We start from the raw sequence: 13,455 nt of genomic DNA, 5'->3' as shown, positions 1-13,455 counted from the left end.
CATGAAGCATGAAAGTGGTTTACCCTTTGCAATTGACCGATCTCGCGGCAAAGAGGAGCAACAAAGTGTTGTGTTTTATGGAGAACGCTCCTTTCTTCAAAGTGGGGAACTAAATGAAGTTCAAACCATCATAAGGGGACGGCATAACCGCTTGGGGCGTCTTGTGGCCAAAGAAGGTGACCGTGTTGAACGGGCTGATGCTTTTGTGAACAAAGAGAGCCAAACGGTCACTTTAACCGATGGCAAGATTTATATCGCAGGGGATATCTTTCCCGTTGCACCCGCTGTACTCAACAATGTTTCCATGATTGGGCGCATGGAAATTGGTGTTAAACTGCAAAAACAATGGATAACCCATGAGGATGATCCAGAATTGTTGGGGCAAGTTCCAGGCACCTTGGCTGAAGGTGAAGCAGGAGCAGCGCGTGAAGTCGCAAAGCTTGTTTGGGCACTAAAAGATGATCCACAGCAAGGCACTTTCTTTCCGGTTTATATTTTGCAAGATGGCGTTCTGATTGATCAAAAATCACCCTCGCTGCTTGAACCGGCCATGCAAGCCATTGCCACTTACGACCGTGCCCATGGGCATTATATTGTAAGCGGTTGCCGTGTGACAGCTTTGGGCAAAGAGGAACAAAATCAACGGTTCAGCATTCAAGAAGGGGAAGCCAATATCAACGGCTTTAAGCGCAAACGCTTAGCAGCTTTGAGATATGAAGAACTCGAGGACTTTTCAACAAGCGCGGTTCCCAGTGAAACACATCTCTTTTCGACAAAAGCAGGGGAAACAAGCTTTACCTTTCAAACTTATTACGCCCCCATTGCACATATTCATTCTGTTTTGCTGACAAAGGAAAAAACCGTCACGCTAACGCGCGGTGCGATTGTCTCAGGACGTGATGGCGTTCCCGATAAAAGTATCACCTCTTTTGTCAAAATTGTTCAAGGGAATAAAGAATTTAAAGAAGGCACGGACTTTAAAAAGACCGGCGATACGATTGATTGGGCTCCCGTGGGGGATGAACCGCGCCCGGGCAGCACCTATAAGGTGACTTACCGCTATCGTGCACAGGTGAGTGCTGATAAAGTGACAGCACAGGAAATTACCGTATCGGGTGGTGCTGAGGGCGGTGACATCATTGTCAGTTACACTTACAAATTGCCGCGTATTGATCGCATAGGGTTGAATGCGCAAGGCAAAGTTGTCTATATCAAAGGCATCTCAGCGGATCAGCCCATGGCACCAAGTGTCCCTGAGGATGTGTTATCCCTTGCAACCATTAGCAATAATTGGCTTGAAACGCCGCTTGTTGTCAATGATGGCACTAGGGTTGCCCCCTATGATGAGATGTGGCGCTATTTTCAACGGGTACTTTCCCTTGACCGGTTGATGCAGTTAGAGCGCATTAAAAGCAATGTTGACTCTAAAGAACCTGTCGCTAAAAAAGGTATGTTTGCTGACCCTTTTCTGGATGACTCTTACAGAGATGAAGGGTTTACGCAGACAGGTGCTGTGGGCAACGGCATTTTGCAGCTTGCCATTGATCCAACATTTTACACTGCATCTCTGAAAGAGCCTGTCACGCTTGACTGGACAAACGAAGTGATTATCGCCCAAGAGTTGACAACAGCTTGCGAAAAAATCAACCCTTACCAAAATTTTGCACCACTTCCCGGTACGGTTACACTTACCCCCGCGACAGATTTTTGGCATGAACAGCGCACCCATTGGCTTTCAAGCGTGACCAATCAACTGAATATGGGCTGGAATCGTGGCAGCACTATCCGGACAAGGGAAACAAAAGATGAATTGGTCAATGCCCATCAGGAACAAATTGATTTTTTAAGGAAAATAGAGCTTGTCTTTAAAATTGAAGGCTTTGCCAAAGGTGAAATCTTAGAGAGCCTTACCTTTGATGGCGTCAATGTCTTGCCAAAGAACCGCCTCGTTGCCAATGCTAACGGTAGCATTGAAGGCAGGTTTAAAATTCCTGAAAACATTCTTTCTGGCACAAAAAGCGTTGTGGCTGTTGGTAAAGGTGGAACGACTGCTACGGGTCTTTTTACCGGTCAAGGTGTGATTGATGTGAAAGTGATGCGACGCATAACAACGGTGCGGATATGGACACAATTTGATCCACAAGCGCAAGTGTTTACTCCCGATGAAACACGGCAAATAACCGGCATTGACTTTCATCTTTGTAAAATTGGCAATCGAAACCATGATTTGGTGATTGATTTGGTCACCACTCAAAACGGTTATCCGACAGCTGATATTCAAGCACAAACGTCTTATTCCATGAAAGAAGCTGAACCAGGATGGGCACATGCACGCTATGATGTTCCCTTGACGGTACCAAATGACCGCTTAACGGCCTTTGTCATGAAAACCGATGATGGTGAGCATGCTGTCTCTTTGGCAAAACTTGGAGGCTTTGATGAAGAAAAGCAAAGATATGTCTCAAGCCATCCTTATGTGACGGGGCCGCGTTTTTCTTCTGTTAATGCGCAAAGCTGGACAGCCCATCAAGATGAGGCCTTGACATTCCGGGTGCTGGCTGCGCGCTACACACAAACAGAAAAAACCATTGATCTTGGCAGTTTTGACCTTGTTGAGTGCTCTGATTTGCAAGTTCGTGCGGCCATTGAATTGCCTTCAAGCGATTGTTCTGTCATCTTTGAAATTGAAAGAAGCAACGGCACAATTTATCAACTCCTACCCTTTCAATTGTTGAGCCTTACCGAATATATCAGTGAAAAGGTTCAGCTTCGTGCCATTCTCAAGGGCACTGAAAAACTCTCACCGGTTTTATTTGCTCCTGTTCAGTTGATTGCGGGAAAAATTCATAAAACGGCAACCTATATTACCCGTGCTTTTGTCTTTGGCGAAAAGGCGCGATTGACCAGCTATATCAAAACATTTTTGCCGGGCGGTTCATCTTTTAGCATGGAGATGCAAGTAGATGATGGTGCTTTTGTCCCTCTCACATTAGAGGATACAGAACAGCTTTCCGAGCCCCTTTGGGTGGAGAGAAAATTCATCAGTGGTGACAAAACAGCCAAACAGGCGCGCTTAAAACTCACACTCACGGGTGATCCATCAGCACGATCCATGGTGCGTGATTTTGGTGCCGGCATATTGTGAGGGGAGAAAAGAGATGGACAAAACAAAAAAATTGCAGATGGAACTGCCCAAAGAAGGCCGCTTTATCAGTTCTGAATTTCCAATTTTGCGGGAAAATTTAAGCAAAATTGATCAAGCCATAATGGACGTTGAGGAAAAGATAGATGAAAAGGCACCTTCAAAGCATACGCACACCATAGATGATGTCGCAGACCTTGAAGCGTCTCTTAAGGCCAAGATGGCAGCGGACAAAACTTTTACTTTTGCTGATTTAAGCGATGTCGAGGGTGCTAGTGATGCGGCCAACAATTATGTTCTCTACAAATCAAGCAACAAGAACTTTACCTTTGGCAGTGCTGTTTCCTTGTTGGGAGCACACCAACACAAAAGCGAAGATATTGTGGGATTGGATGAATTTAGAGCCAAGATTAATCAAGATATGACAGCTTATGGCCGCTTAGCACGGCCAAATGAATGGCAAAGTTACAACAAATTTACCAGCAAAGTCACCATGAGTGGTGGGTTAGAGCTTCTTGGTAACACCTCACTAAATCTCACCCATAATAATGAAGTGCTCACCAGTTTAAACGCAACAGGAAGCTTGCTTAAAGGACCACTCAAAGTCGATGGTGATCTTGTTTATACGAAATCAGAAATAGATAAATTAATAGCTTTATTAAAGAAAAATCCCGTTGAAATCCTCATGACAGAAAGCGGTACCATCCCATGGCCTGAGGGTGTCACTGATGACACTGACATTGAAATATGCGCATGGGGTGCTGGTGGTGGTGGAACTAGTGGTAATGGTAGCAATGGAAATGGTGGTGAAGGCGGTCAACGCGTGTGTGTGAGAGTTAAAGGATGGCAACTTAAAAAATCGCGAACAGCACAAATTGGTCGTGGAGGTGATGGTGGAAGCAGTTATGGGCGTCATATAGGATATGACGGCGGTGATACGGTTATTAATGAAATTATTCGCGCTAAGGGTGGAAATGGAGGGTACGGCTTTAGTTGGGGTGGAGCTTCTACCGATAGAGCAGGCTTTGGCAATAATGGTATAGAAGGTAATGGAGGTGGAGGTGGAGGTGGCTATTTTTCAGGAGATAAGGCAACTGGATATTCTGGCGGTTCTGGTGGCAATGGAGCAATATTATTGAAATTTTTTATATAGGAGTTTTTATATGGATTATGCAGTTGTTGAGAACGGTATTGTAACAAATATTATCGTAGCATCAGAAGATTATGTTCACGCCTTTGATGGTGAAGCGATCCCCTCAAGTGAAGCACAAATTGGCTGGACTTATAAGGACGGGGTGTTCTCTCCTCCTGAGGTTCATGAAGCAAAAGCTTCTTTGTCTTCTACTAAAATGGCAGAATCAGATGCATCCGTAGAACCCATAAAAGAACCACAAGAGAAAGCTTAAACAGGCATTCTATCTCAGGTACCTTTAAGCTATACTGCAAATCATTAGGTTCTTGAGAAGTGATAGGAAACAAAAAAGATGCTTTTCAGTTTTGACCATAACGCAGGAAGGACGAGCTTTACGCCCTGAATGTTCACCTTCTTGTGCTTGTTCATGCCATAAATAATAATATCGCACAACATCCCCTGCTTTAAACATGTTCATCATTATTTAAAATGTCATCTAAACCACGATCTAAATTATCTAATATATTTTGGGGTGCATCTGCATAAATAAAGGATTGTGCGCCAGAATGCGCTTTTATTAGTTCATGATATAAATCAATGGGAAGCATAATGATTTTTTCACGCCCTCGTTTCGTTAAAGCAACAGGTGTGGACATAGCTTCGTCTAAAATATCGCCTGCCCCGCGGTTTATATCTGTAAAACTATATTTTTTCATATGCACATCCTATCCTTAATAAATTGTACGCACAATACGTATTATACGTATTATGTAAAGATATTTTATGCTGTTAACTGCCTCCCCGCCCAAAAGACGAGGAGATAAAATCATGTTTTAAGTCTAAGCTACTTTTGCAATAGGTTTTGTTAAGACTCGCTTGGCTTCTTCAATGAGCATTTTATAATGTTTGCTCTCTTCTGCTAATGTAAAGGCTTTAACAAGATGCATGTGGAGTGGTCCATAAATGTAAACAGCCTTTTCAGTTTCTCCCATCTCATCCCAATTGCTTGGAAAATCAAATCGCGTGTCACGGTCATTATCAATCAGTTGGCTTTTTAAATCATAGAAAGCTTTAACAAGTGCTTTTTTAAATGCACGCACCATATCATTGTTGCGCCTATACGTCATGAGTAGAGTTTCTTGTGGTTCATTGAGGATAGCGGCTTCTCTTCTTTGTCTTCCGCCTTTGGTTCCAAAGGGTAGCATTTCAAATGCGACCCTTCCAAATTCTTCGAAGTCTTCAATATCTTGACGTATCAGCTGTATAACTGCCTTATGCGTATTACCCACACCCTCTGCAATTTTTAAAGAGGTTGTGACAGCGATACTAGCACTGTTGATTGTTACTAATCTAAGTTATAATAGCACCTTAAGAAAGCATTCCAATACGATGGAATGGTACTAACAAGAGCTAGTGAAAAGAGGATGTATTTTAGGCTGTTTATGTTTTAGAGCTTGCGCTAAATCATAATTTGTTTGCATAGCTAGCCAAGCGCGTGCAGTACTCACACCAGCCATTTCAAGCCTAATAGCGAGATTTGGACTAATAGCGGCTTTCCCATTTAAAACCCTAGAAAAAGCGACACGAGACATACCAAGCCGTTCAGCTGTTTCAGTAACAGATAAACCAAGCTCTGCGATTACATCTTCACGCAATAGTTCTCCAGGATGTGGAGGGTTTTTCATCATTTTTAGCTCTCCTTATTTAATGATAATCTAGATAATCGACCAATTCGACATCTATACCAATAAAACGGAATATTACACGCCAATTTCCATTTACAGTAATTGACCAATAGCCCTTAAGATCACCTTTTAGAGGATGTAATCGAAAGGACGGGTAATTCAAATCATTTGGTGATATAGCTACGTCAAGAGCACCTAGAATACGCCTTAGCTTTTGAGTATGAGCAGATTGAATTCCTTTTGTAGTACCAGTATTGTAGAAAGCTTCAAGCCCTTTATGTTTAAACCCCAAAATCATAACATACTGTATCGCATATCGTTACCAAATACAAGAAAATTTTTATAAATCCTAATAAAATGCCTATCACGATTTGCTGTAAATAACAGAATTTTACGGCAAAACATGATAATAATGTCAAGAAGCTTCCGATAGTTTTTTATCTCTGGGTGCCGAGCACTAAAAAATACGGCATTTCGCCCCTCATTTTTCCCATTCATTTTCATTCACCCCTCATTTAAAGGAGCATAAAGCATGGCAACAGGATTTTTACATGGTGTTGAAGTTGTCGAGGTTGACGACGGCACCCGTCCCCTTCGCGCGGTACAATCGGCCGTTATCGGAATTGTTGGCACAGCACCCGATGCAGATGAACAAGCATTTCCTCTTAACATACCCGTTTTGGTAACGGGTTCTCTTTCACAAGCAGCTAAACTAGATAAAACAGGGAAACAACGTGGCACTTTGCCCAGTGCTCTTGATCTGATTTTCAAACAAGTAGGTGCCATTGTTGTTGTTGTCCGGGTAGAAGAAGGCGACAATGAAAATACAACATTGACTAATATTCTAGGCGGTGTGAACGCAAATGGTGCTTATGAAGGTGTTCACGCTTTGATTGGAGCGCAATCCACTCTTGGACAAACACCACGCATTCTCATTGCTCCAGGTTTTACGCATAAACGCCCTGTAACCCTTAGCAAGATTGATGTTACAAACCAAGGGAGTGGTTACACCAAAGCAAGCGTTAAAATTGCTGATGGTGCTAAAGCAGAAGCAATCCTTACCGATGGGAAAATCACCTCACTTGTCATCAAGGAAAATGGTTTTGATTATCAAACAGCCCCAAGTATTACGATTGAAGGTGATGGCACTGGTGCGACTGCTAAGGCTGAAATTCAAGCAACCTCTAACCCCGTCGCAGCAGAGCTTCTTGGCATTGCTGAACGCCTACGCGCCATTGTAGTGATTGACGCACCAAATACAACAGATGAAGCAGCTCTTAATACAGCAAAGGATTTTGATTCAAAGCGCGCTATCATGGTTGATCCATTTGTAAAGGTAAATCGTGCTGGAAAAATTGTAGAGCAGCCTGCAAGTGCAGCGGTTGCTGGTGTCATTGCCAAAACAGATTTTAACAACGGTTTTTGGCATTCCCCTTCAAATAAAGTGATTAATGGCATTGTTGGAACTGCGCGTCCGATTGATTTCTCCATTGGTGACAGGTCTAGTCGCGCTAACCTTCTCAATGAACAAAACATCACAACAATCATTCGTGAAAATGGTTATCGCTTATGGGGAAACCGTACGCTTTCAAGCGATACGAAATTTGCTTTTTTATCGGTGGTGAGAACTGCCGATATGATTAATGACGCCATTTTGCGCGGGCATCTATGGGCAGTCGACCGCAATGTCAAAAAAACTTACATGAATGACGTAAGTGAAAGCGTCAATGCCTATTTGCGTGATTTAAAAGCGCAAGGCGCCATCCTTGGTGGGCATTGTACTCCTGATCCAGAGCTCAACACAGCAAGCGCTATTGAGAGCGGCAGAGTCTATTTCAATGTTGAATTCACACCAACAACACCAGCAGAACACATCACATTCCGTTCACGCATTGTGAATGATTATTTAGAGGAGATTTTTTAATGACTATCCCTGTTTTACCAAGAGTTTTGAAATATTTTAACATTTTTGTCGACGGCATTCCTTATCAAGCAAAATGTGAAAGCGTGACGTTACCGAATTTGAACTTGATTGTTGAAAGTTATCGTGGTGGCGGCATGGGAACCCCCATTGAAATTGACCTTGGTCTTGAAACTCTCACGCTTAGCATGACCATTTCTGATTGCTCTCCAGAATTGATGGTGCTGTTGGGACGATCTGATGTCAACATTTCATTGCGAAGTTCAATGCAAGCGCAAGGCACACCCGCAGAAGGTGCTGTCATTACCATGAGAGGACTTTGCAAAGGTTTTGAAATGGCAGAATGGCAACCGGGAAGCAAAGCAACCTCCACGGCTACCTTTACATTGCATTATTTTAAATATGTCCAGAAAGACGTTGAAATTGTTGAGATAGACGCCCTCAACATGGTGAGAAAATTTAATGGCGTTGATGAATTAGCAGAACACAGAGAAAATTTAGGAGTATAAAAATGACAGTCCAAACAAGCTTTACATATGAATTACTTGTACCTGTTACATTTGAAGGAAAAGAGCACACTGAAATTACTTTACGGCGCCCCAAAACAAAAGATGTGCATGAGGTCTATAAACAGAAAAAGCCAGATATTACACAAATACTAGAAATGATTTCGCGTCTTTCTGGTTGGCCCATGGATGCCGTTGAGGGAATCGATTCTTACGATATGGATGTTATTGTAAAGAAAACAGAGTCTTTTACCAAACGGCAGGATTCCGAGACTGGGAAACTGCCACGAAACTCATAGCCGATATTGCCATTGCTTTTCATTGGCCACTTTCAGACATGATGGAAATGGAGCTGGAAGAATTGGTCTTTTGGCAAAATCAAGCAGTAGAAAGGTATAAAACAAAATGAGTGAAAAAGTTGCCGATGCAAAGGTGAAATTGTCTCTTGAAGACAAACTCACCGCACCTCTTAAACGTGTACAAGAGCGTTTTCAGAAATTGTCGCATACATTAAGTATGCCACGCTTTTCTGCTGCTATAAAGAACATGACAAAAAGCCTTCATGGTGTTCAAGGTGCTCTTAGCACGGCGGCAAGCCGTGCTTCGGTCTTTACCGGTGCTTTAGGGCTTGCTGGTGGTGGTCTTGTGGCAAGTGTGACCGCCCTCACCATGAAAACCATGCATCTTGGAGATAGTCTTCACCATGCCTCACGCCATTTAGGCATGAGTGTTGCATCGCTTCAGTTATGGGGTGATGCTGCTGATAATTCAGGATATTCTGCCGAGCTTTTTCAACAATCCTTGGCAACTTTAAATAGGCGTTCGGCACAAGCATATGCCGGACAAAAAAGAGGCATTATGGGCTTTGAGGCGCTTGGCATTTCTGTAAAAGACGCCTCTGGAAAACTCAAATCAAATTCGGCTTTGTTGGAAGAAATTACCGACAAGATGAGTGAGATGAAAAATCAAGCACAAAGACAACATATTGCCGCTCTGCTGTTTGGTGGTGATGGCAAGGAAATGGCGGCCATGCTTGCGCAAGGCATGGCACCAATCAAAGAACTGTTTGCAAAGGCGCGGAAAGGAAAATGGCTGATAGGTGCCGATGTCGCACGCTATGCAGCAGATTTAAGTGACAAACTTGGTGCTTTTAAGAAAAAAATAGGCGGTATCACGAGCTTTATTGGCGCACGTTTTATGCCCATTCTCAATGATATGATTGATGCTTTTTCAAAGTTGATTGATGAAAACCGTGTCCTCATTCAAACAACCGTTGCGGGATGGGCAAAAAACCTAAGAAAAGTCTTTAATGATTTGCTTAATCCTACCTCTGATTTGAGAAGAGGCATAAGCGATCTCACAGAGAGAATAAAAGGCTGGTTTCAATGGCTAGAGCCGTTGATTGGTGAAATAACCCTCCTTAAGGTTGGCCTTGTAGCCCTTGGTTCATTTATTTTTGGTCCACTGATTGCATCTTTAGCTGCAGCGGGAGCAGCGTTTGTCACGCTTGGCTATACTCTTATGACCACGCCTATCGGTTGGCTCATTGGCGGTATTACAGCGCTCTTTGTACTCTATAAATATTGGGACAAACTCAATGGTTGGGTGGCTGCATCTTTAGCCGCAGTTGGAGTAGTTCTTATAGCTTCAGCTATTCCAGCAATAGCAGCCGTTGGTTCTGCTTTTATATCGCTTGGTGTTGCTATCATGACCACACCTATCGGCTGGATTATCGGCGGTATTGCAGCCCTTGTAGGTGCTGGATATCTGCTCTACAAAAATTGGGATACAGTAGTGAACTTCATAAGCAAATTATGGGAATCTTTTGCCAGTTTATTCAGTAATGTTTTCAATAAACTCTTTACTCTGTTTAAAAAGTTTTCCCCGCTCTATTGGATAGCAAAAAAAATCAATGAACTGATTAAATGGTTGTTTGGCGTCGATTTAATGGAAGCAGGTGCCAATCTAATTAACGGGCTTTGGGAGGGCATAAAAAGCAAGTGGCAAGAGCTGTCCGAATGGTTTAATGGCATGACAAGCAAATTAACCAGCTGGATACCTGGCTGGGGAGGGAAAAAGTCAGAATTTAAGGCTACAATCAACAAAACTTCAACCCAAACAATTAAAACCTTTGCCAATGAAACCAATGCGCGCGTAAAGAGAATGGTTGGCACAGCAATTGTTCCAAATATTCTATCTGGAAAAGGCAAAAGTGGTTTTAATACAGGCATAGTCGAAACAGGACACATAGAAACTCCAAATGCAAAAGTGAGTGCCTTCAAAGTTTCCAAGCCAATTACGGTTCATAAGCCTGTTGAAATAGACGCCCGCGTGACCATTACAAATTTAAATATTTCCGTACCAAATGGTCTCAAGGACGAAATCAGAGACGCAGTCAATCAAGCACTTGAACGCTATGCGAAGCAACAACGTTTAGCCATAGCCTCTAGCCTTTCGGATTAGATACCATGATGTTAGCTTTGGGAGGTTTTATTTTTTCGATTGAAACAGCAGCTTATCAAACCCTTGATATGTCTTATGGGGTTCCATGGGTGGAGCAAGGGCGATTAGGAAGAAAGGCTGCTCTTCAATTGCCAGCTGTTGCAAATGCGGAATTTTCTTTAGCAGGAGTGATTTATCCAGATTTCAAAGGTGGTCACAGACAGCTCGAATATTTGCGACAAATGGCACATAAAGGACCTCACATCCTTGTGACCGGTCAAGGCAAAATCTTAGGCAAATTTGTCATTCTTTCCGTAGAGGAAAAACAAAGCGTTTTTCATCATAACGGCTCCCCGAAAAAACAAGAATTTAGCGTGAAATTAAGAGAATATGGTGAAGACCAATGAATGACCTTTATGTAACCAAAGAAGGCGATATGGTCGATGCCATTTGCTGGAAATACTATACCAAAGGTCAGCAAGCGCTTGCCGTTGAACGCGTCTATGCAGCAAATTTTGGTCTTGCAGACTATGGACCAATCTTAAAAGCAGGCATCACGATACTCTTGCCATCCCTCCCCTATCCTAAAGCCACACCAGTAATCAGAATTTGGGGACGCAAATAAAATGAAACCTTTTTGCACGGTTTTGGCAAATGGAGAAGACATCACAAAAACGCTCATGGATTATGTTTTATCAATTGAAATTACCGATGAAGCAGAAGACAAAAGCGACCGTATCACCATAGAGCTTGATGACCGCGCCCGTGAGTGCGATAACGGCTTTCTTGATATCCCTTTAATTGGGACGGTTATTTCCGTGACACTTGGCTATGAAGGTGGTAAAAACCGCGATATGGGAGCCTATCTGATTGATGAAATCTCTGTGAGCAGCCCACCACAGAGCTTAAGTGTTACAGGACGCGCCGCCTCCATGAACACATCTTATAGAACACCTAAAAGTCAATCCTATCACCAACAAACAATAGGCAATATTGTTCAAGAGATAGCACAGCGCAATGGCTATATACCAAAAGTTGATCCTGCACTTGCAAAAATTGTTGTGCGTCACATTGACCAAACTTCTGAGAGCGATATGGCTTTTGCCACACGTCTTGCAGAAGAATATGACGCGGTAGCAAAGCCTGTTGACGGCAAACTGGTGATTGCCAAACGGGGGGAAGGTAAAGCCATCACTGGTGAGACGCTTCCCGTCGTTTTAATCCACGAAAAACTTTGTATTTCTTGGGATTTTAAGTACAGTGCACGTGATGAAGCAGGTGCAGCCAATGGTTTAGCAACAGATGCGGGGGATGACCAAAAAACCGCTGCTGATGCACGAAAACCAGCGGAAATTGAGGAAGGTGAAGGCATTATCCATATGAATGATAGTGATATGCCAAAATTGCCTGAACCAAAAACAGAAGAAAAAGGCGGAAAAGAGCCTGAAAAGCAAGAAGAAGAGAAAAAAGGCGGTGTTCTCGCAACTTATCATGACATCCGCAGTGGTGAGAAAAAAGAGGTAAAAGTTGGTAAACCGCCATTTCATGAACTAAAATATACCTACCACAATCAATCAGAAGCGGTTGCAGCTATTGCTTCTTATCGCAATAAATCATTGCGCGGAAAATCTTCTTTCTCATGTGATATCGGTGGTGATCCCTTTGTGCAAGCAGAAGCAAAGCTTGTTCAAGAGCCGCCTTTCCGCCCTTATATCCCAGCAGAATGGCGTATCAAAAGCGTCAAGCACAAACTTGATAAAACCGGCGGTTACACAACAAAAATAGAGTGCGAACTTTTTGACAAAGCGCAAGAAGACACTGCTAAAAACGTAGCAAATACAACACCAGACAAAGACGATACCCTTGACCCAAGCGCTCCACCCGATGCATACGACGAAGGAGACGGCGTTATCCATATGGATAAAGAGGATACATGAGTAAAATTAGCAAAAATATTATGATATTATTTTACTATTCCTAAAAATACAGCCAAACAACGTTCAATTTCTAGCATTTCCTTTTCTTGAAGAGAGCCAAAAATGGAACCCATTTTGTCACACCTTACCGTCATAATCTTATCAATCATTACTTGCGAAGGTTTTTGCAAACCATTTTTAGCGTTTGGCTGAATCGTAATGCGGAGTAATGGCGCATTAACAAGTGTACTTGTAATTGGTAAAACCGCCATGCTCGTATGTTCACTAAATTGATTACCTTGAATGATCAATGCAGGTCTTGGTTTACCAAAATCACCTTGTATCGCTATTGTTACCAGAGAACCACGCATCATTCTGTCCAGCCATCAACGTCCATTAAAGATTGATCCATAAACAACTGTATAGATGTATCAGCTTTATCCATTCTTGCTACTAAGCGGGATTGACGACGGCACTCTTCTGCAAAATTCGGCTGGCGTGTATCTGGTACCCAAATTTGCATTAAGCGTAAACCCGCTTTTCTTTGTGCATTACGATGTTTTTGAACTCGTTCATTCACGTGCATTGTACCCATAGTAAAATCTCCATCATGTTTCATGTAACGTATAACACAAATAAAGGTTACATGAAACGAGATTTTTAATATACGCGATAATTACAATTTTAGGCTTACAATGTAAGCTTTTTGTT

The 13,455-nt window shown here is 42.6% G+C and carries 17 protein-coding genes; 11 read left to right on the top strand and 6 right to left on the bottom strand.

The genetic code is table 11. The features are described from left to right. Position 1: 1 nt before the first annotated feature. Genes V4P57_RS03830 through V4P57_RS03820 form a run of 3 tightly spaced genes read left to right on the top strand, consistent with a single transcriptional unit; the run spans position 2 to position 4,548 of the window. A complete protein-coding gene (locus tag V4P57_RS03830; RefSeq protein WP_455466384.1) occupies positions 2-3,145 on the top strand; it encodes a DUF4815 domain-containing protein in 3,144 nt (1,047 codons plus the stop codon). A 13-nt stretch (positions 3,146-3,158) separates the two neighbouring features. Further along, a complete protein-coding gene (locus tag V4P57_RS03825; RefSeq protein WP_455466804.1) occupies positions 3,159-4,295 on the top strand; it encodes a Bgr_08870 family protein in 1,137 nt (378 codons plus the stop codon). 10 nt (positions 4,296-4,305) lie between these two features. Further along, positions 4,306-4,548: a hypothetical protein gene (locus tag V4P57_RS03820; RefSeq protein WP_455466803.1), complete on the top strand. Its 243-nt coding sequence runs from the start codon at positions 4,306-4,308 to the stop codon at positions 4,546-4,548. Between the two features lie 190 nt (positions 4,549-4,738). Here the strand turns inward: V4P57_RS03820 and V4P57_RS03815 are convergent, their stop codons facing one another. From V4P57_RS03815 to V4P57_RS03800, 4 genes are all read right to left on the bottom strand, one after another. Beyond that, positions 4,739-4,990, bottom strand: coding sequence for a type II toxin-antitoxin system prevent-host-death family antitoxin (locus V4P57_RS03815; RefSeq protein ID WP_455466802.1), 252 nt, complete (start codon positions 4,988-4,990; stop codon positions 4,739-4,741). 123 nt (positions 4,991-5,113) lie between these two features. Continuing rightward, positions 5,114-5,563, bottom strand: a complete 450-nt coding sequence (locus V4P57_RS03810) for a Rha family transcriptional regulator (RefSeq protein WP_455466801.1) — start codon at positions 5,561-5,563, stop codon at positions 5,114-5,116. 111 nt (positions 5,564-5,674) lie between these two features. After that, positions 5,675-5,962: a HigA family addiction module antitoxin gene (locus tag V4P57_RS03805; RefSeq protein WP_455466800.1), complete on the bottom strand. Its 288-nt coding sequence runs from the start codon at positions 5,960-5,962 to the stop codon at positions 5,675-5,677. Positions 5,963-5,978: 16 nt separating this feature from the next. Then, complete coding sequence (locus V4P57_RS03800; protein WP_375631845.1) at positions 5,979-6,257, bottom strand: type II toxin-antitoxin system RelE/ParE family toxin; 279 nt, start codon at positions 6,255-6,257, stop codon at positions 5,979-5,981. A 234-nt stretch (positions 6,258-6,491) separates the two neighbouring features. Here V4P57_RS03800 and V4P57_RS03795 point away from each other — a divergent pair, with 234 nt between their 5' ends. From V4P57_RS03795 to V4P57_RS03760, 8 genes are read left to right on the top strand one after another with little or no spacing between them, the layout of a single operon-like run. Further along, positions 6,492-7,883: a phage tail sheath subtilisin-like domain-containing protein gene (locus V4P57_RS03795; protein ID WP_455466799.1), complete on the top strand. Its 1,392-nt coding sequence runs from the start codon at positions 6,492-6,494 to the stop codon at positions 7,881-7,883. Next, complete coding sequence (locus V4P57_RS03790) at positions 7,883-8,389, top strand: phage major tail tube protein (RefSeq protein WP_455466377.1); 507 nt, start codon at positions 7,883-7,885, stop codon at positions 8,387-8,389. The genes V4P57_RS03795 and V4P57_RS03790 overlap by 1 nt, the downstream gene beginning before the upstream one ends. A 2-nt stretch (positions 8,390-8,391) precedes the next feature. Beyond that, a complete protein-coding gene (locus V4P57_RS03785; RefSeq protein ID WP_455466376.1) occupies positions 8,392-8,685 on the top strand; it encodes a phage tail assembly protein in 294 nt (97 codons plus the stop codon). Positions 8,686-8,723: 38 nt separating this feature from the next. Then, the gene (locus tag V4P57_RS03780; RefSeq protein WP_455466940.1) at positions 8,724-8,795 is read left to right on the top strand and encodes a GpE family phage tail protein; all 72 of its coding nucleotides are present in this window, start codon (positions 8,724-8,726) and stop codon (positions 8,793-8,795) included. Beyond that, entirely contained in the window at positions 8,792-10,849 is a 2,058-nt protein-coding gene (locus V4P57_RS03775; RefSeq protein ID WP_455466375.1) for a phage tail tape measure protein, read from the top strand. The genes V4P57_RS03780 and V4P57_RS03775 overlap by 4 nt, the downstream gene beginning before the upstream one ends. A 5-nt stretch (positions 10,850-10,854) precedes the next feature. Beyond that, complete coding sequence (locus V4P57_RS03770) at positions 10,855-11,235, top strand: phage tail protein (RefSeq protein WP_455466374.1); 381 nt, start codon at positions 10,855-10,857, stop codon at positions 11,233-11,235. Then, positions 11,232-11,453, top strand: coding sequence for a tail protein X (locus V4P57_RS03765; RefSeq protein ID WP_455466373.1), 222 nt, complete (start codon positions 11,232-11,234; stop codon positions 11,451-11,453). The genes V4P57_RS03770 and V4P57_RS03765 overlap by 4 nt, the downstream gene beginning before the upstream one ends. Position 11,454: 1 nt before the next feature. After that, on the top strand, positions 11,455-12,765 hold the full coding sequence (locus V4P57_RS03760) for a phage late control D family protein (RefSeq protein ID WP_455466372.1): 1,311 nt from the start codon (positions 11,455-11,457) through the stop codon (positions 12,763-12,765). 26 nt (positions 12,766-12,791) lie between these two features. Here the strand turns inward: V4P57_RS03760 and V4P57_RS03755 are convergent, their stop codons facing one another. Together V4P57_RS03755 and V4P57_RS03750 are read right to left on the bottom strand one after the other, a co-directional pair. Continuing rightward, complete coding sequence (locus tag V4P57_RS03755) at positions 12,792-13,115, bottom strand: type II toxin-antitoxin system PemK/MazF family toxin (RefSeq protein WP_455466963.1); 324 nt, start codon at positions 13,113-13,115, stop codon at positions 12,792-12,794. After that, positions 13,115-13,339, bottom strand: a complete 225-nt coding sequence (locus V4P57_RS03750; RefSeq protein WP_455466798.1) for an antitoxin MazE family protein — start codon at positions 13,337-13,339, stop codon at positions 13,115-13,117. The genes V4P57_RS03755 and V4P57_RS03750 overlap by 1 nt, the downstream gene beginning before the upstream one ends. Positions 13,340-13,455 lie beyond the last annotated feature (116 nt).

This window comes from Bartonella sp. B39, assembly GCF_053795145.1.
Note: the sequence above shows the minus strand (reverse complement) of the source record. Positions and strands in the feature narration are given on the sequence as shown.

Excerpts from the sequence above, each read along its gene's own strand:
- V4P57_RS03805 (WP_455466800.1), bottom strand. The coding sequence starts at position 5,962 with ATGATGAAAAACCCTCCACATCCTGGAGAACTATTGCGTGAAGATGTA.
- V4P57_RS03790 (WP_455466377.1), top strand. The coding sequence starts at position 7,883 with ATGACTATCCCTGTTTTACCAAGAGTTTTGAAATATTTTAACATTTTT.
- V4P57_RS03785 (WP_455466376.1), top strand. The coding sequence starts at position 8,392 with ATGACAGTCCAAACAAGCTTTACATATGAATTACTTGTACCTGTTACA.
- V4P57_RS03820 (WP_455466803.1), top strand. The coding sequence starts at position 4,306 with ATGGATTATGCAGTTGTTGAGAACGGTATTGTAACAAATATTATCGTA.
- V4P57_RS03830 (WP_455466384.1), top strand. The coding sequence starts at position 2 with ATGAAGCATGAAAGTGGTTTACCCTTTGCAATTGACCGATCTCGCGGC.
- V4P57_RS03760 (WP_455466372.1), top strand. The coding sequence starts at position 11,455 with ATGAAACCTTTTTGCACGGTTTTGGCAAATGGAGAAGACATCACAAAA.
- V4P57_RS03765 (WP_455466373.1), top strand. The coding sequence starts at position 11,232 with ATGAATGACCTTTATGTAACCAAAGAAGGCGATATGGTCGATGCCATT.
- V4P57_RS03795 (WP_455466799.1), top strand. The coding sequence starts at position 6,492 with ATGGCAACAGGATTTTTACATGGTGTTGAAGTTGTCGAGGTTGACGAC.
- V4P57_RS03755 (WP_455466963.1), bottom strand. The coding sequence starts at position 13,115 with ATGCGTGGTTCTCTGGTAACAATAGCGATACAAGGTGATTTTGGTAAA.
- V4P57_RS03750 (WP_455466798.1), bottom strand. The coding sequence starts at position 13,339 with ATGGGTACAATGCACGTGAATGAACGAGTTCAAAAACATCGTAATGCA.
- V4P57_RS03800 (WP_375631845.1), bottom strand. The coding sequence starts at position 6,257 with ATGATTTTGGGGTTTAAACATAAAGGGCTTGAAGCTTTCTACAATACT.
- V4P57_RS03770 (WP_455466374.1), top strand. The coding sequence starts at position 10,855 with ATGATGTTAGCTTTGGGAGGTTTTATTTTTTCGATTGAAACAGCAGCT.
- V4P57_RS03825 (WP_455466804.1), top strand. The coding sequence starts at position 3,159 with ATGGACAAAACAAAAAAATTGCAGATGGAACTGCCCAAAGAAGGCCGC.
- V4P57_RS03815 (WP_455466802.1), bottom strand. The coding sequence starts at position 4,990 with ATGAAAAAATATAGTTTTACAGATATAAACCGCGGGGCAGGCGATATT.
- V4P57_RS03775 (WP_455466375.1), top strand. The coding sequence starts at position 8,792 with ATGAGTGAAAAAGTTGCCGATGCAAAGGTGAAATTGTCTCTTGAAGAC.